Annotated in this window: 13 protein-coding genes; 7 read left to right on the top strand and 6 right to left on the bottom strand. The window is 71.6% G+C overall.

The window, feature by feature from the left end; translation table 11 throughout:
* Window positions 1–79: 79 nt before the first annotated feature.
* Window positions 80–3,313 carry a fused isobutyryl-CoA mutase/GTPase IcmF gene (gene icmF / locus AB5J73_RS25205; protein ID WP_370961143.1) on the top strand — a complete coding sequence of 1,078 codons (3,234 nt, stop codon included), beginning with the start codon at window positions 80–82 and terminating at the stop codon, window positions 3,311–3,313.
* Between the two features lie 155 nt (window positions 3,314–3,468).
* On the top strand, window positions 3,469–4,710 hold the full coding sequence (locus AB5J73_RS25210) for a hypothetical protein (RefSeq protein WP_370961144.1): 1,242 nt from the start codon (window positions 3,469–3,471) through the stop codon (window positions 4,708–4,710).
* Here the strand turns inward: AB5J73_RS25210 and AB5J73_RS25215 are convergent.
* The 3 genes from AB5J73_RS25215 to AB5J73_RS25225 are packed head-to-tail and all read right to left on the bottom strand — an operon-like array spanning window position 4,697 to window position 6,814.
* On the bottom strand, window positions 4,697–5,497 hold the full coding sequence (locus AB5J73_RS25215; protein WP_370961145.1) for a hypothetical protein: 801 nt from the start codon (window positions 5,495–5,497) through the stop codon (window positions 4,697–4,699). The genes AB5J73_RS25210 and AB5J73_RS25215 overlap by 14 nt on opposite strands.
* The gene (locus AB5J73_RS25220; RefSeq protein WP_370961146.1) at window positions 5,494–6,060 is read right to left on the bottom strand and encodes a hypothetical protein; all 567 of its coding nucleotides are present in this window, start codon (window positions 6,058–6,060) and stop codon (window positions 5,494–5,496) included. Before AB5J73_RS25220 ends, AB5J73_RS25215 begins: the two co-directional genes overlap by 4 nt.
* Before the next feature lie 52 nt (window positions 6,061–6,112).
* Window positions 6,113–6,814, bottom strand: a complete 702-nt coding sequence (locus AB5J73_RS25225) for a class I SAM-dependent methyltransferase (protein WP_370961147.1) — start codon at window positions 6,812–6,814, stop codon at window positions 6,113–6,115.
* A gap of 76 nt (window positions 6,815–6,890) precedes the next feature.
* Between AB5J73_RS25225 and AB5J73_RS25230 the strand changes: the two genes are divergently transcribed.
* The gene (locus tag AB5J73_RS25230; protein WP_370961148.1) at window positions 6,891–7,721 is read left to right on the top strand and encodes an LLM class F420-dependent oxidoreductase; all 831 of its coding nucleotides are present in this window, start codon (window positions 6,891–6,893) and stop codon (window positions 7,719–7,721) included.
* A gap of 7 nt (window positions 7,722–7,728) precedes the next feature.
* Here AB5J73_RS25230 and kstR read toward each other — a convergent pair whose 3' ends face one another.
* The gene (gene kstR / locus AB5J73_RS25235; protein WP_370961149.1) at window positions 7,729–8,349 is read right to left on the bottom strand and encodes a cholesterol catabolism transcriptional regulator KstR; all 621 of its coding nucleotides are present in this window, start codon (window positions 8,347–8,349) and stop codon (window positions 7,729–7,731) included.
* Window positions 8,350–8,495: 146 nt separating this feature from the next.
* Between kstR and AB5J73_RS25240 the strand changes: the two genes are divergently transcribed.
* The 3 genes from AB5J73_RS25240 to AB5J73_RS25250 all read left to right on the top strand — a co-directional run bounded on the left by AB5J73_RS25240 (window position 8,496) and on the right by AB5J73_RS25250 (window position 14,951).
* A complete protein-coding gene (locus AB5J73_RS25240) occupies window positions 8,496–10,541 on the top strand; it encodes an acyl-CoA dehydrogenase family protein (protein ID WP_370961150.1) in 2,046 nt (681 codons plus the stop codon).
* Window positions 10,542–10,617: 76 nt separating this feature from the next.
* Window positions 10,618–13,791 carry an SNF2-related protein gene (locus AB5J73_RS25245; protein WP_370961151.1) on the top strand — a complete coding sequence of 1,058 codons (3,174 nt, stop codon included), beginning with the start codon at window positions 10,618–10,620 and terminating at the stop codon, window positions 13,789–13,791.
* Window positions 13,791–14,951 carry an SWIM zinc finger family protein gene (locus AB5J73_RS25250; protein ID WP_370961152.1) on the top strand — a complete coding sequence of 387 codons (1,161 nt, stop codon included), beginning with the start codon at window positions 13,791–13,793 and terminating at the stop codon, window positions 14,949–14,951. Before AB5J73_RS25245 ends, AB5J73_RS25250 begins: the two co-directional genes overlap by 1 nt.
* A gap of 121 nt (window positions 14,952–15,072) precedes the next feature.
* On the opposite strand, the gene AB5J73_RS25255 is transcribed toward AB5J73_RS25250, so the two are convergent.
* Window positions 15,073–16,308, bottom strand: coding sequence for an alpha/beta hydrolase (locus AB5J73_RS25255; RefSeq protein ID WP_370961153.1), 1,236 nt, complete (start codon window positions 16,306–16,308; stop codon window positions 15,073–15,075).
* Window positions 16,309–16,372: 64 nt separating this feature from the next.
* On the opposite strand from AB5J73_RS25255, the gene AB5J73_RS25260 reads away from it, so the two are divergent.
* Complete coding sequence (locus AB5J73_RS25260; RefSeq protein WP_370961154.1) at window positions 16,373–17,758, top strand: wax ester/triacylglycerol synthase family O-acyltransferase; 1,386 nt, start codon at window positions 16,373–16,375, stop codon at window positions 17,756–17,758.
* Here AB5J73_RS25260 and AB5J73_RS25265 read toward each other — a convergent pair.
* On the bottom strand, window positions 17,742–18,239 hold the full coding sequence (locus tag AB5J73_RS25265) for a nitroreductase family deazaflavin-dependent oxidoreductase (protein WP_370961155.1): 498 nt from the start codon (window positions 18,237–18,239) through the stop codon (window positions 17,742–17,744). The genes AB5J73_RS25260 and AB5J73_RS25265 overlap by 17 nt on opposite strands.
* Window positions 18,240–18,246 lie beyond the last annotated feature (7 nt).

Consider the following 18,246-nt stretch of genomic DNA (forward strand, 5'->3'; position numbering starts at 1 on the left):
GGTTGTCGTGAGCGGTGCTGAGAGCCGTGTCACTGGTCCTCGGGTTTCCAATAGTAGGAAGCCAAAGTATTTTTAGGGGATGAGCAGTGAGCTGTACCGCCCCGTGCACCCCGTCCGGTTCGTCACCGCGTCGAGCCTCTTCGACGGCCACGACGCATCGATCAACATCATGCGGCGGATCCTGCAGTCGCAGGGCGCGGAGGTCGTGCACCTGGGGCACAACCGCTCGGTCGACGAGGTGGCCACCGCCGCCATCGCCGAGGACGTCCAGGGCGTCGCCATCTCCGCCTACCAGGGCGGGCACGTCGAGTACTTCTCGTACCTGGTCGAGCTGCTGCGCGAGCGTGGCGCCGGCCACATCAAGGTCTTCGGCGGCGGGGGCGGGGTGATCGTGCGCGAGGAGATCGACCTGCTGCACTCGCGCGGCGTCGCCCGCATCTTCTCGCCGGAAGACGGCTACGAGATGGGCCTGCCGGGCATGATCAACTCGATGATCGAGGCCTGCGACACCGACCTCGCGGCCGAGGGCCCGGCACTGGACAAGGTGCTCGCCGGCGACGTCCCCGCGCTCTCGCGGGTCATCACCCAGCTGGCGGCCGACCGGCTGCCGGGCGAGCTGCTCGACGGCATCACCGAAGCCGCGGCCGGGCGGACGGTGCCGGTACTGGGCATCACCGGCACCGGCGGCTCCGGCAAGTCGTCGCTGACCGACGAGCTGGTCCGCCGCTTCCGGCTCGACCAGGAGGACAAGCTGCGGATCGCGGTGCTCGCTGTCGACCCGTCGCGGCGCAAGGGCGGCGGCGCGCTGCTCGGCGACCGCATCCGGATGAACTGCCTCGACGGCTCCCCGGTGTACTTCCGCTCGCTGGCCACGCGCACGACGTCGGGGGAGATCCCGGCCGGGCTGCGCGAATCGATCCTGGCCTGCAAGGCCGCCGGCTACGACCTGGTGATCGTCGAGACGCCGGGCATCGGCCAGGGCGACGCCGGGATCGTCGACTTCGTGGACGAGTCGCTGTACGTGATGACGCCGGAGTTCGGCGCCGCGTCGCAGCTGGAGAAGATCGACATGCTCGACTTCGCCGACGTCGTCGCGATCAACAAGTTCGAGCGTCGCGGCGCCGAGGACGCCCGCCGCGACGTCGCGCGCCAGCTGGTGCGCAACCGCGAGGCCTTCTCGGAAGGCCCCGAGGACATGCCGGTGTACGGCACGAGCGCGGCGAAGTTCAACGACGACGGCGTCACGGCGCTGTACCAGCACCTGCGCGGCATGCTGGCCGAGCGCGGGCTGACCGTCTCGGCGGGCACGCTGCCCCGCGTGGAGGGCAAGGTGTCCACGGACGCCTCGACGATCATCCCCGGCAACCGCGCGCGGTACCTGGCCGAGATCGCCGACTCCGTGCGCGGCTACCACGCGAAGACCGAGCAGCAGGTCGCCGCGGTCCGCAAGCGGAACGCGCTGGCGCTGACCAGGACCGAACTGTCCAAGGTGGACGCGACGACCGACGCGCTCGACGGGCTGCTCGCCGCGGCCGAGTCCGATGTGGACGGCGAGTCGGCAAAGCTCCTCGAGCGCTTCCGTGAACTGGCCGAGGAGTACCGCCAGGACGAGCTGGTCGTGAAGATCCGCGACAAGGAGCTGCGCACGCAGCTGTGGCGCGACACGCTGTCGGGCAACCGGATCCCGCGCGTCGCCCTGCCGCGGTACAGCGAGGACGGCGAGCTGCTGTCGTTCCTGCGCCGAGAGAACCTGCCGGGCTACTTCCCCTACACCGCGGGCGTTTTCCCGTTCAAGCGCGAGGGCGAGGACCCGGCCCGGATGTTCGCCGGCGAGGGTGACGCGTTCCGCACCAACCGCCGGTTCAAGCTGCTCTCGGCCGACTCCGAGGCGAAGCGGCTCTCGACGGCGTTCGACTCCGTGACCCTCTACGGCCACGACCCCGACACGCGCCCCGACATCTACGGCAAGGTCGGCACCTCGGGCGTGTCCATCGCGACGCTCGAGGACATGAAGGTCCTCTACGACGGCTTCGACCTGACCGCGCCGAACACGTCGGTGTCGATGACGATCAACGGCCCGGCGCCGACGATCCTGGCCTTCTTCCTCAACACCGCGATCGACCAGAAGGTCGAGGCGTTCCGCGCCGAGCACGGCCGCGACCCGTCCGACACCGAGGCCGCCGAGCTGCGCTCGTGGACGCTGCAGAACGTGCGCGGCACGGTGCAGGCCGACATCCTCAAGGAGGACCAGGGCCAGAACACCTGCATCTTCTCCACCGAGTTCAGCCTCCGGATGATGGCCGACATCCAGGAGTGGTTCATCGAGCACCACCTGCGGAACTTCTACTCGGTCTCGATTTCCGGCTACCACATCGCCGAGGCGGGCGCGAACCCGATCTCGCAGCTGGCCTTCACGCTGGCGAACGGCTTCACCTACGTCGAGTCGTACCTGGCCCGCGGCATGGACGTCGACTGCTTCGCGCCGAACCTGTCGTTCTTCTTCTCCAACGGCATGGACGCGGAATACTCGGTCCTGGGCCGGGTGGCCCGCCGGATCTGGTCGGTGGCGATGCGCGACCGCTACGGCGCGAACGAGCGGTCGCAGAAGCTCAAGTACCACGTGCAGACGTCCGGCCGGTCGCTGCACGCGCAGGAGATGAGCTTCAACGACATCCGCACCACGCTGCAGGCCCTCTGCGCGCTTTACGACAACGCGAACTCGTTGCACACCAACGCGTTCGACGAGGCGATCACGACGCCGTCGGAGTCGTCGGTCCGTCGCGCGATGGCGATCCAGATGATCATCAACAAGGAATGGGGCCTGTCGAAGAACGAGAACCCGCTGCAGGGCTCGTTCGTCATCGACGAGCTGACGGACCTGGTCGAGGAAGCGGTCCTGGCCGAATTCGACCGCATCTCCGAGCGCGGCGGCGTCCTGGGCGCGATGGAGACGGGCTACCAGCGCGGCAAGATCCAGGACGAGTCGATCCTGTACGAGCGCAAGAAGCACGACGGCTCGCTCCCGATCATCGGCGTCAACACGTTCCGCAACCCGAACGCGGGCGAGGACGACATCGAGGTCGAACTGGCCCGCGCGACGGAGGACGAGAAGAAGTCCCAGCTGAACCGCCTGGCCGACTTCCACCACCGCCACCACGAGGAAGCCCAGCAGGCCCTGAAGGCCCTGCGCGAAGCCGCAACCCGCGGCGGCAACCTGTTCGGGGTCCTGATGGACGCCGCGCGGGTGTGCTCGCTGGGCCAGATCACGGAGGCGTTCTTCGAGGTCGGGGGCCAGTACCGGCGCAACGTCTGAGCTCTGCGGCCGTCGAACGTCGCTGATCCGCTGCCAAGACGCCGCACAAGCGCGACTCTTCCTTGTTTGTATACCTGAAGTTCGTCTTTGCGTAACGTGCTGGACAGTTTCGGCGACTGTGACGGCAACTGCGCGAAGGCGGGGTGGAGGTATGCATGATCCAACTGAGGATCGGTCTGTGGCGAGCATGGGCCTTCGTGCAACAGCGGCCGCTGAAACTGACGGTGGGCATCTTCCTCCTGATTGTTGAGATACTGGTGCCGCGCTCGGCTTCGTTCTGGATCCTTGTCGGGCTGACCATTGCCGTTGCCGCCAAGGAGCTGATCGACATCTCCGAGAAGGTGTACAAGGACCTCAAGAAGATCCTCACCATCGAGTCGAAGCTCCGGCAGAGACCTTTGCAGCTCCCCTACAAGAGTCCTTATGACTCGTGGGAGAAGATCGAGTTCGAGGGCTCTCAAGCGGTCCACGACCCGGTGCTGGACGCCGAGTTGACGACCGACCCGTTCATCACGCTGGAGAAGCAGCACAAGATGTGGCGTCCGCCTTCGGCGGAGCACGAGACGGTGCGCAAGCTCAAGGTTCCCACCCTCGACTTCGACGAGGACAAGGTTCGCCTGGAGTCGGACCTTGAGGCGGGCATCACGACGGCCAAAGTCCGGCGGACCACTTACTCGGCGTTTCTCGTGACCAACCGCCTGGCGCTTTACGAATACCGCGAGCACCACGCAGCGCACGAGTACCTGGAGTTCCCGGATCTGGGTCCGGATGGCCGAGGGCCGCTTCCCCGGCTCCCGTTGAGCACCTGCTCCAACCACATCGGCGCCGATGTCCTGGCCATCTCCGAGGGGCGGTTGCTGCTGCAGCGGCAGGCCAACAAGAACATCATGAACGGGGGCCTGATCATCGGTTCCGGTAGTGGTTCGGCCGACTGGCAGGACCTGGTGGCCGAAGAGGGACGGCGGAGGAGCCGGCCGGAGCCGCCGCCTCGGTGCCGCGACCTGTGTTCTTTCGTGAAGTACACGATGTGGCGCGAGATGGTCGAGGAGATGGGACTCCGTGGCGACCAGCGCCACGGACCCGAGAACATCAAGATCATCGGCTACTGCCGGGTTACCGCTTGGGGCGGCAAGCCCCAGTTCTACGGGGTGGCTTCGCTCGGGCCGGTCGAGCCCAAGGTGAGGGGAATGGAGCGGCGCTACGTCGACGACCAGCTCGCTGAACGCTTCGACCCGAAAGACGGCGTCCCTGGGCTCTTGGGAGCGCTGGACGCCGTCGAGCGCCGCTACGGCAGCAATGGTGAGCTGGCGTTTCCGCTTTACATCACCATTCAGTTGCTGCGCCAATGGTTGCACCGGGACGCGCCGGCCGCAGCGGCGTGGCTCAAGCTGGGGTGACGCGGCCGAGCCGCACGTAGGCCCGGTCGTCGAACGAGTTGGCGGCCGGGCGCAGCCCCTTCGTCTCCGGCGGATCGATCATCAGCGGGTCTCGCGCCAGGCGCTCGGCCAGCAGGCGCTCAGCCTCGGCCAAGGTGGGTGCGGGCTCCGGATAGCCGTCGGTCGTGATCACGACTTCCCGGGTGCCCCGCGGGAGGGGGATCACTTCGACGAAGCGGTCCGGCACCGGACGGCCGTCCAGCGCTCCGAAGCCCGCGGGGTCGTCTTGGTGGTTGCGCAAGCCGGTCAGTGCCTTGAGCAGTTGCTGCACGGCGGCGCGGCCGGGATCTTCAGCGCACAGGTCGGCTACGGCGGCGCCTGCGGCCAACCTGTGTCTGAGGACGAGGGCGCGGGCCTCGGCGACGATCCGCTCGCCGGAACGACGTGGTCGCACCGGCTCGCCGTCCAGCATGAGCCGCGCCTCGCCGACTCGCCACACCTCCTGGCGTCCGGTGTGCAGCACGCAGAAGGACACGGCGGAGCCCGATCCCGCCGCGACTCCGTCCGCGGCCAGCAGTTTCTCCACCACCTCCGTCGCCGAATCGACGACTTCACGAGCGGGGCAGGTTCGTGCGATGCCGGCCAGGTGCCCTGCGATCGCTTCGGCCAGGGCCGCCCCGTCGGGGCCGGTGTCCCAGGACTTCCGCGTGGCTCCGTCCGCGACGCCGACCAAGTACCGGCCCTCGATCAGCCGATCGGCACAGGGTTCCGCCGCGGACCGCGGCACGAGCCCCGATTCGATGATCATGCCCACAGCGCCGTCACCAGACGGGTGACCGGGTCGTCGTCGCCCGCCAGCTGTGCGCAACTGTCGCGCAGTGCCACGGCCGAGAAACTCGCCTTGGCGGTTGTGATGAAGTGAAGAAGCAGGTAGGCGGCGACGAAATGGGCAGCCACCCGCTCCGCCGACGCCCGGGGGAGCGAGAGCTCGGCCCGCAGCGTTTTGGTCATCATCTCGATCGGAAAACCCGGCTGTCCCTCGGTCGCCGCCTCGATCGAAGCGAATCCGTACCTGAGTGCCACCTCCGCGACCGAGCGACCCGTGGTGAGGTCCGAAGCCACGGACGTCGCGTCGAGACCGCGCGTCCAGTTCGCGATGTGCGGAGCAGCCGAGAACGTGCGGGTGACCATGATCAGCGGATTTCCGCTTTCGCCCAGCAGATCTGTCAGGTTTGCCGCACGTACCCGGTGATCCATTTCGGCGGCCGAGCGAACCTGGTCCTCGTGCTGCTGCACGTTCGCGCTCAAGGAATTGTCGGCGACCATGCTGTCGGCGAGCTGGCGCAGTAGGCCACTGGTCTGCGAAAGCATTCGACGATCGTAGCGTCAGGCTGACGGCAGGCCCATCCGTTGCGCGCCCCGATCACCCGGCCGAACGTACCGCCTTCAGCTGCCAGACCGGGACCAGCACGTGCCCGTCCGCGTCGGTCGCCATCGCCGTCAGCCCGGCCGGGTCCGCGTCCAGCACCACCCGGACGCTCTGCCGCAGCTCCTCCAGGTCCATCGACGTCGTGTAGAGCGTCGGCTCGAGGACCTCGATCGTCCAGTCCTTCCCGACCGTCTCCCGCAGGTTGGCTTCGCTGATCAGGTACGGCGCCGGGAACGCGTCCGGGACCTCCGGCGAGAAGCAGAACAGGTGCAGCCGCGCGCCCGGCCGGGTCGCGCGGGTCAGCGCCGCGAGGTAGCGGTGCCGCTCGTCCTCGGCCAGGCAGTGGTAGAGCGCGCTGTCGAGGACCGTGTCGAAACGGCCTTCGTAGCCTTCGAGCTTCGTCGCGTCGGCGACCGCGAACTCGATGTCGAGGCCCTTCGCGGCGGCGCGGGCGCGGGCCTGCTCGATCGCCGACGGCGCGCCGTCCAGCCCGGTCACGCGCAGGCCGCGCGAGGCGAGGAACGCGGAGTTGTCGCCGAGGCCGCAGCCGATGTCGAGCATGTCGCCGCCGAACTCGCCGGCGTCGGCCAGCGCGACGACCGCGGGCTGCGGTGCGCCGAGGTCCCAGGGCATCTTGCGGCCCATCGGCGTGGCGCCCTGGTAGAGCTCTTCGAAGTCGACGTCCTGTACGTCCATGACAGCCCCCTTATTCAACGTGCGATGAGATGACTCCATCGTGCACCCGCTGTCAAGGCGGTGGTACTCCTGGAGCATGAAATTCGGGATCTCGACGTTCGTGACCGACGAGGGCATCCGCCCCGACGTGCTGGGTGCGGCGCTGGAGGAACGCGGCTTCGACTCGCTGTTCCTGGCCGAGCACTCGCACATCCCGGCGAGCCGGGAAACGCCCTACCCCGGCGGGGGAGACCTGCCGCGGGTGTACTACCGCACGCTCGACCCGTTCCTGGCACTCACCGCCGCGGCCACCGCGACTTCGGAGCTGCTGCTGGGCACCGGGATCGCGCTGCTGATCCAGCGCGACCTGATCCACACCGCGAAGGAGGTCGCGTCGCTGGACCTGATCTCCGACGGGCGCGCGCTGTTCGGCGTCGGCGTCGGCTGGAACCGCGAGGAGATGCGCAACCACGGCACCGACCCGAAGACCCGCGGCGCGCTCATCGACGAGCAGCTGGCCGCGCTCAAGGAGATCTGGACGAAGGACGAGGCCGAGTTCCACGGCGAGCACGTCGGCTTCGACCCGATCTTCAGCTGGCCGAAGCCGGTGCAGAAGCCGCACGTCCCGATCTACATCGGCGGCGAGAGCGAAGCGGCCCTGAACCGGCTCGCCAAGTACGGCGACGGCTGGCTGCTGCGGGGCTACACGAAGTACCAGGAGGCGCAGCGCGTCCGCCGCTGGCTGGCCGAGCAGGGGCGGGAAGACGTCCAGTTCGCGGTCTTCGGCGGCCCGACGATCCCGAAGGTGATCGACGGCTTCCGCGAGGCCGGCGTCGAGCGGTACACGTTCCTGCTGGACACGCTGCCGGAAGCGGAGACGCTGAAGGCCCTCGACGAGCTGGCCGAGGTGGCCGACGCGCACCGCTGAGGCGCGGCTACTTGTCCAGCAGCAGGTGGACCGACAGTTCGAGGCGGTTGGCGACGTCGGCCGCCGAGGCGCGGCGGGTCACCCAGGCCACCAGGTTCGCCATCCAGACGTCGGCGACGACGTGGAAGATGTCCCGGTCGGCCTCGGTGGGCTCGTCGATGCCCATCGCCTTGGCGAACATGTTCTCCATCAGCAGCCCGACCTGCTCGACCTCGGCGGCCGCGGACGTGTCGGCGAACATGAACGCGCGCACCATGGCCTCGGTCAGGTGCGGGTCGCGCTGCATCAGGCGGGTGTTGCGGCCGAGCACGAACATCAGCCGCTCGGCGGGCGTCTCGCCTGGGATGGCCTGCCGCTCGAGCTTCTCCTGCGCACGCTCGAATTCGCGCGCCAGCCCGGAGACGAGCAGGTGGATCTTCGACGGGAAGTACCGGTAGAGGGTGCCGAGCGCGACGTCCGCCTTCTCGGCGACGGCCCGCATCTGGACGGCGTCGTAGCCGCCCTTCGAGGCCAGGGCGAGGGTCGCGTCGATGATCCGGCGCCGCCGGTCGCGCTGGGCGGCCGAGCCGAGCTCGTCGGCACCGATCGCGCTCAGGCCGTTGGCGCGCGCCTTGGTCTTGCCGGGCATCGGAGTCCCCCCTTGCGTCGGAACTTGTTCCAGTTCATGACGTAGAGTACCTGTCCTGGCGAAACGTTCAACAATCGACCCACTGGCCGAAAAACTGTAACACGTTCTACACTCGCGAGTAGTGTCCCGTCCCGCGAGGAGGCCCGATGCCGGTCGCGCTCACCGACGAACAGGCCGCGCTGGCCGAGGCGATCCACGCCTGGTCCGCCGCGCACCACCCGCGAGAGGCGGTGCGCGCGGCCGAAACCGGGATTCCCGCCGGGTTCGCCGCTCTCGGCCTGCTCGGCGTCGCGCTGCCCGGTGAAGTGGGCGGCGCCGACGGCAGTATCGCCGATCTGGCCGCCGGCCTCGCCGCCGCGGCCGGGGAACTGGTCCCGGGTCCGCTGCTCGGCACCGCGCTCGGCGGCCTCCTGCTCGCCGGGGTCCCCGCCGCCAAGGAACTGCTCCCGGCGCTGGCGGAGGGGGAGGCGACGCTCGCCGTGCTGCTGGACGCGCCGCCGCTCGACGGCGGCGTCACCGGCCCGGTGCCCGGCGTCGACGCCGGGACGTGGCTCCTGGTGCCCGCCGAGGGCGGGCACGTGCTGCTCGCGCCGGGCACGCCGGGAGTCACGGTCGAACCCCTGGCCGCGTTCGACTTCTCGCGTCCGCTCGCGCGCGTCCGCTTCTCCGGCGTCCGCGCCGACGTCCTCACCCTGCCGCCGGTCACCCCTCTCGCGGCGACGCTGGCCGCGGCCGAAGCCGCCGGCGTGGCGCGGCGGTGCCTGACCGTCGCGGTCGACTACGCCAAGGTCCGCGAGCAGTTCGGCAGGCCGATCGGCGCGTTCCAGGCGATCAAGCACCTCTGCGCCGAGATGCTCTGCCGCGCCGAAGCGGCCGAAGCGCTGGCCTGGGACGCGGCGTCCGGGCAGCACCCGCTGTCGGTGGCGAGCGCGGCCGTCGTCGCCCTCGACGCCGCCGTCGCGAACGCCGAGGACTGCGTCCAGGTCCTCGGCGGGATCGGGTTCACCTGGGAGCACGACGCGCACCTGTACCTGCGCCGGGCGGTGGCCCTGCGGCAGTGGCTCGGCGGGACCGGGACGTGGCGGCGGCGGGCGGCGTCGCTGGCGCTGGACGGGTCGGAGCGCACCCTGGACATCGACGTCGGCGACGATCCCGCCCTGCGTGCCGAGGTGACGCGGATCGCGGCGCTGCCCGCGGGCGAGCAGCGGGCCGCGCTGGCCGACGCCGGGTTGCTGACCCCGCACTGGCCCGCGCCCTACGGCCGGGGTGCCGCCGCCGCGGAGCAGCTGCGGATCGACGGCGCGCTCGCCGGGGCCGGGATCCGCCGGCCGGACCTGGTGATCGGCGCGTGGGCGGTGCCGACGATCCTCGAACACGGCAGCGACGAGCAGCGCGACCGGTTCGCCCGGCCCACCCTCCGGGGTGAGCTCACGTGGTGCCAGCTGTTCAGCGAACCCGGCGCGGGCTCCGACCTGGCCGCGCTGCGGACGGCCGCACGCCGCGTCGAAGGTGGCTGGCGGCTGTCCGGCCAGAAGGTGTGGACGTCGCTCGCGCGCGAAGCCGACTGGGGGATCTGCCTGGCCCGCACCGACCCGGACGCGCCCAAGCACAAGGGCATCACGTACTTCCTGGTCGACATGCGCGCCGAGGGCATCACCACGCGCCCGCTGCGCGAGATCACCGGTGACGCCGTGTTCAACGAGGTGTTCCTGGACGACGTGTTCGTCCCGGACGCGGACGTGGTCGGCACGCCGGGCGGCGGCTGGCGGCTCGCGCGCACGACGCTGGCCAACGAGCGGGTGGCCATCGGGAGTGGTTCCGCCGTCGGGGAGAGCGTGCAGACCCTGGTGTCCACAATGGATGCTTCGGCGCTCGGCGACGTCGCGCTGGACCGGCTCGGTTCCCTGGTGGCCGACGGGGTCGCGGGCTCGGTGCTGGACCTGCGGGCGGCGTTGCGGCGGCTCGGCGGGCAGGACCCGGGTGCGGAGTCGAGCGTGCGGAAGCTGCTCGGGGTGCGGCACCGGCAGGACGTGGCCGCGTTCGCCGTCGAAGCGGCCGGGACCGGCGCGCTCCTCGCGGACGGGGCGGCGCAGCGCGAGTACCTGCTGACGCGGTGCCTGTCGATCGCGGGCGGGACCACCCAGGTGCTGCTTTCGCTGACGGCCGAACGGCTTCTGGGCCTGCCGCGCTGATCGCCGGGGCGGCGCGAAAGGACCGTTCGTGCCGCCCGGCCCGAAACTGTCGGTGGCGTGTTCTAGCGTTGCCGTCGTGGAGTTCAGCGCAGACACCCAGGCCACCTACCTCCCCGCGGACCCCCCGCGGGAAGGCGTGCTGGCCTTGTGGGGCGACGACGTGGCCGGCGGGACCACGATCGAGCTCGTCCTGCCCCGGGGCGCCAAGTTCGCGCGGACGAAGGTCGACGCGGAGCTGGTGCCGCTCGAACGCGCGCTGCCCCGGCTGCTGTCGGTGGGGGAGGAGGCCAGCCCGGCCGTCGCGGCGTGGTCGGCCGCGGTCAACGCGGGGGTGAACCTCGTCGCGCGGGGCCGGCTGCGCCCGGCCGTCTCCCCGGCCGGCGCGGCGGCCTGGCGGATCGGCCCGCTCGACGCGGCGGACGAGGAGCTGCTGCGCGGGCTCGCCGGCGCCCTGCCACCGGAGGCGTACGCGCTGCCGCTGACCGGCCTGAAACGCATCCGGCTGCACTCGCCGGACTCCCTGGTCCGCGCCTTGTGGGACGCGACGGCCGACCTGCTGGTCCGCAGCCCGGCCGCCCCGGTCGGCGCCGGCGACCCGGCGTTCGCCGCCCGCGAACCGGCCCTGCTCGGCCCGGACGGCGCCGCCTGGCTGGCCGAGCTGGAGGCCCGCGAGCCGCGGGGCGTGCAGGTGCTGCTGCGTGTCGAGGGCCTGGACGACGACACGTTCGCCGGCGTCCTGGCGGTCCGGAGCATGGCGGAGCCGAGCCTGGTGGTGGAGGCGGCGACGCTCTGGGACGCTCCGGACGCGGTCCTGAACCGCCTCGGCGACCAGGTCGAAACGCAGCTCCTGCTCGGCCTGCGCCGCGGCGCGCGGGCGTGGGCGCCGCTGGGCCGCGTGCTGGCCGAGCCTGCGCCCGCCTCGCTGGTGCTGTCCGACGAAGAGGTCGTCGACCTGCTCACCGACGGCGCCCGCGAGCTGGGCGGAGCCGGCATCGAGGTGCTCTGGTCGAAGGGCCTGTTCGCGGGCGAGGTGAAGGCGAAGGCGAGCGCCACGCAGGCGCCGGCGAGCGTGGCGGGAGCGGAGTTCGCGCTGCGCAGCCTCCTGGAGTTCCGCTGGCAGCTCAGCCTGGGCGGCGAGCAGCTGACGGAGGCGGAGGTCGCGGCGCTGGCCGAGGCGAAGCGGCCCCTGGTCCGCCTGCGCGGGCAGTGGGTCCGGGTGGACCCGCAGCTGCTGGCCCGCGTCCGCGGCCGCACCCGCAAGCTCGACGCGGGCGAGGCCTTGGCGGCGGCGCTGACGGGCGAGCTGGAACTGGACGGCGAGCGCGTGGAGTTCGCGGCCCCACCGGTCCTGGGCGACCTGGCCTCCCGCATCCGCGACCGGGCGGGTTCGGAGGTCGTCCCGCCGCCGGGTCTGCAGGCGACGCTGCGGCCGTACCAGCAGGCGGGATTGGCGTGGCTGGCGACGATGACCGGCCTGGGTCTGGGCGCTTGCCTGGCCGACGACATGGGGCTGGGCAAGACGATCCAGCTGATCGCCCTCCACCTGCATCGGCGTGCCCTCGCCCAGTCCGGTCCTCGGCAACTCGCGGATCCGCTGCCGGCTGTCGCACCCAGCGGTGGGGGTGCCCTGCCGCCCGGTTCCCGGCCCGCCGCCGTGCTCTCGTCCGCCGCTGGGCCCCAGCCCACCGGCGTCGAGTCGCAGCCGGCTGCCGCCGAGCCCGTATCCACCGTCGGCGAGTCCCCCTCGGTCGCCGCCGATGCTCAGCCCGCTGCCGCCGAGCCCGCGTCGGCCGGCGGCGCTCGACCCGCTGTCGAGCCCTGGCCGGCCGACGGCGCATCCCCCTCGGGCGGCCCTGCGCTCCGGCCTGCCGGCGCCGGGTCCACGCGCTCCGATGCCGACGTCCCACCTGTCGCCGCCGAGCCCGCGTCCACCGGCGCCGGGTTGCAGCCGGCCGCCGCCGAGCGCCAGCCCTCCGGCGTCGAATCCCCGCTCCCCACCGGCGGTCCCACCCTCGTCCTCTGCCCCACCTCCCTCCTCGGCAACTGGGAGCGCGAGTTCGCCCGCTTCGCCCCCGAAATCCCCGTCCGGAGGTTCCACGGCGGCAGCCGCCACCTCGACGACCTCGCCCCCGACGAAGTCGTCCTCGCCACCTACGGCGTCCTCCGCCGCGACCGCGAAACGCTGTCCGAAGTGGACTGGGGCCTGGTCGCCGCGGACGAAGCGCAGCACGTCAAGAACCCGCTCTCCGCCACGGCCAAGGAACTCCGCAAGATCCCCGCCCGCGCCAAGGTCGCCCTCACCGGCACCCCGGTCGAGAACCGCCTCACCGAGCTGTGGTCCATTGTGGACTGGACCACGCCCGGCCTGCTCGGTCCCCTCGACCGCTTCCGCCGCACCGTCGCGAAGCCGATCGAACGCGACCGCGACAAGGAAGTCACCGAACGGCTCGCCGCCACCGTGCGGCCGTTCCTCCTCCGGCGGCGCAAGTCCGATCCGGACATCGCGCCGGAGCTGCCGCCCAAGACCGAGACCGACCGGTTCGTCCCGCTGACCGCCGAGCAGACCACCCTGTACGAGGCCGTGGTGCGCGAGAACCTCGCCGAAATCCGCGAGTCGCAGGGCATCAAGCGGCGCGGGCAGGTGCTGCAGCTGCTCACCGAGCTCAAGCAGATCTGCAACCACCCGGCGCAGTTCCTCAAAGAACCGCACGGCGCGCTCCCCGGCCGGTCCGGCAAGCTCGCGGCCTTCGAAGAACTCCTGGACGTCATCCTCGACGAAGGCGAGAGCGTCCTCGTGTTCAGCCAGTACGTCCAGCTCTGCCGCCTGCTCGAACGCCGCCTCAAGGAACGCGGCCTGCCCACCGAAGTCCTCTCGGGGGACAGCTCGCCGTCGAAGCGGCAGGACATGGTCGACCGGTTCCAGGCCGGCGAGATCCCGGTGTTCCTGCTCTCGCTGAAGGCGGGCGGGGTCGGGCTCAACCTGACCCGCGCCACGCACGTCATCCACTACGACCGCTGGTGGAACCCCGCGGTCGAAGACCAGGCGACCGACCGCGCCTACCGCATCGGCCAGGACCGGCCCGTCCAGGTGCACCGGCTGATCGCCGAAGGCACCCTCGAAGAGCGGATCGCCGAGGTGCTCGAGAAGAAGCGCGGGCTGGCCGAGTCGATCGTCGGCGCGGGGGAGGACTGGATCACCGAGCTCTCCGACGACGCGCTCGCCGACCTGGTCCGGCTCGGGAGCGGGTGATGCCACCGCGGCGGAACTTCGGCACCACCTGGTGGGGCCGCGCCTGGGTCGACGCGCTGGAGCAGCGCGCGAAACTCGATCCGAACCGGCTGCCCCGCGGCCGCACCTACGCGCGCCAGGGCACGGTCAGCGAGCTGCACTTCGGCGCCGGCGCGATGACGGCGCGGGTGCGCGGCAGCCGGCCCCAGCCGTACCAGGTGACCATCACGATGCGCACCTTCACCGACGGCGAGTGGGACACCCTGCTGGGCGTGGTCGGCACGCAGCTCGGGCACGCGGCGGCGCTGCTCGACGGCGAGCTTCCGGGCGCGCTCGCCGAGCAGGCCCGCGAGGCGGGCGCCGACCTCCTGCCGGGCCCGGGCGACCTACGGCCGCGGTGCTCGTGCCCGGATTCGGCGAACCCGTGCAAGCACGTCGCCGCGGTGTACTACCTGGTCGCCGACGAGGTGGACCGCGATCCGTTCACGCTGTTCCTGCTGCGCGGCCGGCCGCGGGCGGACGTCCTGGCCGAGCTGCGCGCCCGCCGGTCGCCGGCCCGCGCGGACCGACCGAAGCTGCCGAAAGCGGCGGACGAAGGACTGACCCCGCGAGCCGCCTACGCCCGGCGGCCGGGGCCGATCCCGGCCGTGCCGCCCCCGCCGCGCGTCGCGGGATCCCCGGCGGTCCTGGACCTCGACCCGCCACCGGCCACGGGCTGGACGGCGGCCGCACTGTCGACGCTCGCGGCGGACGCGGCCGCCCTGGCCCGCGACCTCCTGGTCGGCGGCGTGACAGCGGCCGAGCTGACGTTCGAAGAGGACTTGGCCCGCCGCGCGGCCGGCCGCACCGCCCCGGAGATCACCACCCTCGCGACGGCGGCGGGCCTGCCACCCCGCGACCTGACCCGCTGGGCCGAAGCCTGGCGCGAAGCCGGCCGCGGCGGCTTGGCGGCCCTGCGCGAAACCTGGCAACCCGGCCCCGGCCCGCTGGCCGAGGCGCAAGCGATCCTGGCCGAAGCGGGCCTCCCGGGCCGGCCGAAGATCTGGCGCAACCGCCTCACCCAGGGCGGCCTGCAACTGCGCTACGGCCGCGACGCCCGCTGGTACCGCTTCGTCCGCTCCGGAACGGAGTGGCGGTTGGACGGCCCGCCGTCGGCGAGCCCGGTGGACCTGGCCTACTGACCGCCGGTCCCGAGCCCTCAAGCGCCCCAATGTGGCGTTGGTTGCGTCCAACGCACCGAACGCCACATTGGGTGCGTCTGACGCACCGAACGCCACATTGGGGCGCACGGGGACCGGCCGGCTACCGGTTCTCCGCCTTCCACGTGGTGTACGTGTGGTCCAGGAACCGGGCCACGCCGCGGACCACGTGCGCGCTCCGCACCGACGTGAACACGTCGAACGCGTGCTGCGCCCCCGCCAGCTCCGCATAAGCCACCGGCTGGCGGGACTTCTCCCGCAGCCGACGGACGAACTCGCGGGCCTCGCGCACCGGGACCAGGGAATCGTCGCGGCCGTGGATGACGAAGAACGGCGGGGCGTCCGAACTGATCCGGTCCAGCGGCGAAGCCGCGATGTAGTCGTCGAGGTGGTTCACCGGGTCCCGATCCGCCGCGAACACCCGCCGGGCGATCAGGCTCTCCAGCCGGTACTGGCTGGCCCGCGAACCCGACGTGGCCGCGAAGTCGTACACGCCGTAGTGCGGGACGCAGGCCTGGACGCTCGTGTCCGCGTCCTCGAACTCCGGCTGCAGCGCCGGATCGTTCTGCGACAGCGCCAGCAGCGCCGCCAGGTGGCCGCCCGCCGAACCGCCGGTCACCGCGACGAAGCGGGGGTCGCCGCCGTACGCGGTGATCTGCGAACGGATCCACGCCAGGGACTGCTTCGCCGCCACGATGTGGGCCGGCCACCTGTGCGTGGGGGACAGGGGGTAGTTGATCGCCACGCACACCCAGCCGCGGCGGGCCAGGTAGCGCATCAGGGGGCGGCCCTGCTCCTCCTTGTTGCCGATCACCCACGCGCCGCCGTGGACCTGCAGCAGCACCGGCGCGCCCGTCACCGGCGACGCGGGCCGGTACACGTCGAGCAAGAAGCGCTTGCCGCCCGGGGCGTACGCGATGTTGCGATCGACCCGCACGTCCGGGGCGCCCATCCGGAACGGGAGCGCCAGCTCGCTCCACGGGAGGCCGAGGTCGGAGCGGCCCAGCTCGGACGCGTAGTCCTCGCCCAGCGCCGCGGTCAGCGCCTTCTCGATCTCCTCGCGGGCGCCGTGGCCGGTGCGGATCAGCGCGCCCAGACCGGCGGCGGACGCCGCGGCCATGGCCAGGCCGGCCTGCGTCGAACGGTCGCGGGCGCCGTGGCGGGCCAGGTGGACCGCGGTGTCGGCCGCGGTCAGCGCCAGGAGCTGGGGTGCCAGCTCGCCGGTCAGCCAGCCGGCGAAGAACACCGGGATGGTCGTCGAGCGGGCCCGCAGGGGGCGGAGCGCGTTCGCCGTGAGACCGAGCTGGACCGCGCGGCGGATCAGGAAATTCGGCTGCACCAGCGCGATGATACCGGTGAGTAGGGTGACGCGCCGCTCACCGGAAGTGGCTTACCCTGGCGGCATGCAGAGACTGAGCGGCCTCGACGCGAGCTTCCTGTACCTCGAGACGCCGTCCCAGGTCCTGCACGTCTGCGGGCTGCTCACCCTCGACGGCTCGACCGTCCCCGGTGGCTACACCTTCGCGAAGCTCAAGGAAAAGCTCGACGAGCGGGTCCGGCTGATCCCGGCGTTCCGCCGCAAGCTGCACAACCCGCTCTGGAACCTCAGCCACCCCGTGTGGATCGAGGACGAGGACTTCGACCTCGACCACCACGTGCACCGCATCGGCGTGCCCGCCCCCGGCGATCGCGCCGAGCTGGCCGAGCTGTGCGCGCACATCGCCGGCCAGCAGCTCGACCGCGCGCAGCCGCTGTGGCAGCTCTACGTCATCGAAGGCCTGGCCGACGGCCAGATCGCCGTGCTGCTGAAGATGCACCACGCCAGCGTCGACGGCGTGAGCGGTGCCAGCCTGATCACCTACCTCGCCGGGCTGGAGCCCGACGCGCCGGCGCCGGTGATCGAGCAGCCCGGCAACCCGGGCACGCCGTCGGCGCTGGACCTGCTGCGCTCGGGCGTCGAGAACGTCGTGAGACGGCCCGCCGAAGTCGTCCGGCTGCTGCCCGACCTGCTGGAGCTGGTGCCGCGGTGGCTCGGGAAGGCCCTGCGCGGCAAGGGGATGCCGGTCCCGTTCACGGCGCCGCGGACGTCGCTGAACGGCACGATCACCGGGCACCGCAGCGTCGCGTTCGCCCAGCTGGACCTCGACCGGGTCAAGGAGGTCAAGAACGCCTTCGGGGTCACGGTGAACGACGTCGTGCTCGCGCTCGTCGCCGGGGCGCTGCGCGAGTTCCTCGAAGCCCGCGGCGAACTGCCGGACGACCCGCTGGTCGCGACCGTCCCGGTCTCGGTGCACGACCGGACCGAACGGGACCACGGCAGCAACAAGGTTTCGGCGTTCTTCGCCTCGCTCCCGACGCACCTGCCCGACCCGGCCGCGCGGGTCTTCTTCCTCGCCGAGGCCAACCGGCTCTCGAAGGACCACCACTACGACATCGACGCCGACATGCTGCAGGACTGGGCGCAGTTCTCGGCCGCGACGGCGTTCGGCCTCGCCGTGCGCGCGTACTCGGCGCTGCGCCTGGCGGAGAAGCACCCGGTGGTGCACAACCTGGTCGTGTCCAACGTGCCCGGCCCGCCGATGCCGCTGTACTTCCTCGGCGCGCGCATCACCGGCCTCTACCCGCTCGGCCCGGTCTTCCACGGCGCGGGCCTGAACGTCACGGTGCTGTCCAACGCGGGAAAGGTGCACGTCGGCCTGCTGGGCGCGCGCGAGCTGGTCAAGGACCTCTGGCCGCTCGCCGACGCGCTCCCGGAGGCCCTCGACGAGCTGCTCAAGGCCGCGGGCTGAGTACCACGACCGGGATCTCCCGGTCGGTCCACGCCTGGTACTTCGCGAAGTCCGCGTACAGCTCGACCAGCCGCGGCCACAGTTCGGCGCGCTCGGCCGGCTCCGCGACGCGGGCCGTCACCGGGACGTCCCGGTGCCCCTTCAGGTGGATGCGCGTCTCGGGGTCCGCCCGCAGGTTGAAGTACCACTGCGGGTGCCGCGGCAGCCCGCCCTGCGAGGCGACGATGACGACGTCCTCGCCGGAGCGCAGGTACAGCAGCGGCGTGGTGAACCGGCGCCCGGACTTGCGGCCGCGGTGCTCCAGCAGCAGCGTCGGCACCGGCTTGCGGAACCCGGCCCCGACCCGCCAGGTGCTGCCGATCCGGCCGCCGGTCAGCTTGAAGACCGCGACCTGCGCCTTCGCGCCGTACTTCATGACCTTCGCCGTCACCGGCGAGTCCAGGCCGTCGGGCTTCTGCTCCGGCAGGCTGAAGCGTCCCATCGTGGGG

The organism is Amycolatopsis sp. cg9, assembly GCF_041346945.1.
GTDB lineage: Bacteria > Actinomycetota > Actinomycetes > Mycobacteriales > Pseudonocardiaceae > Amycolatopsis.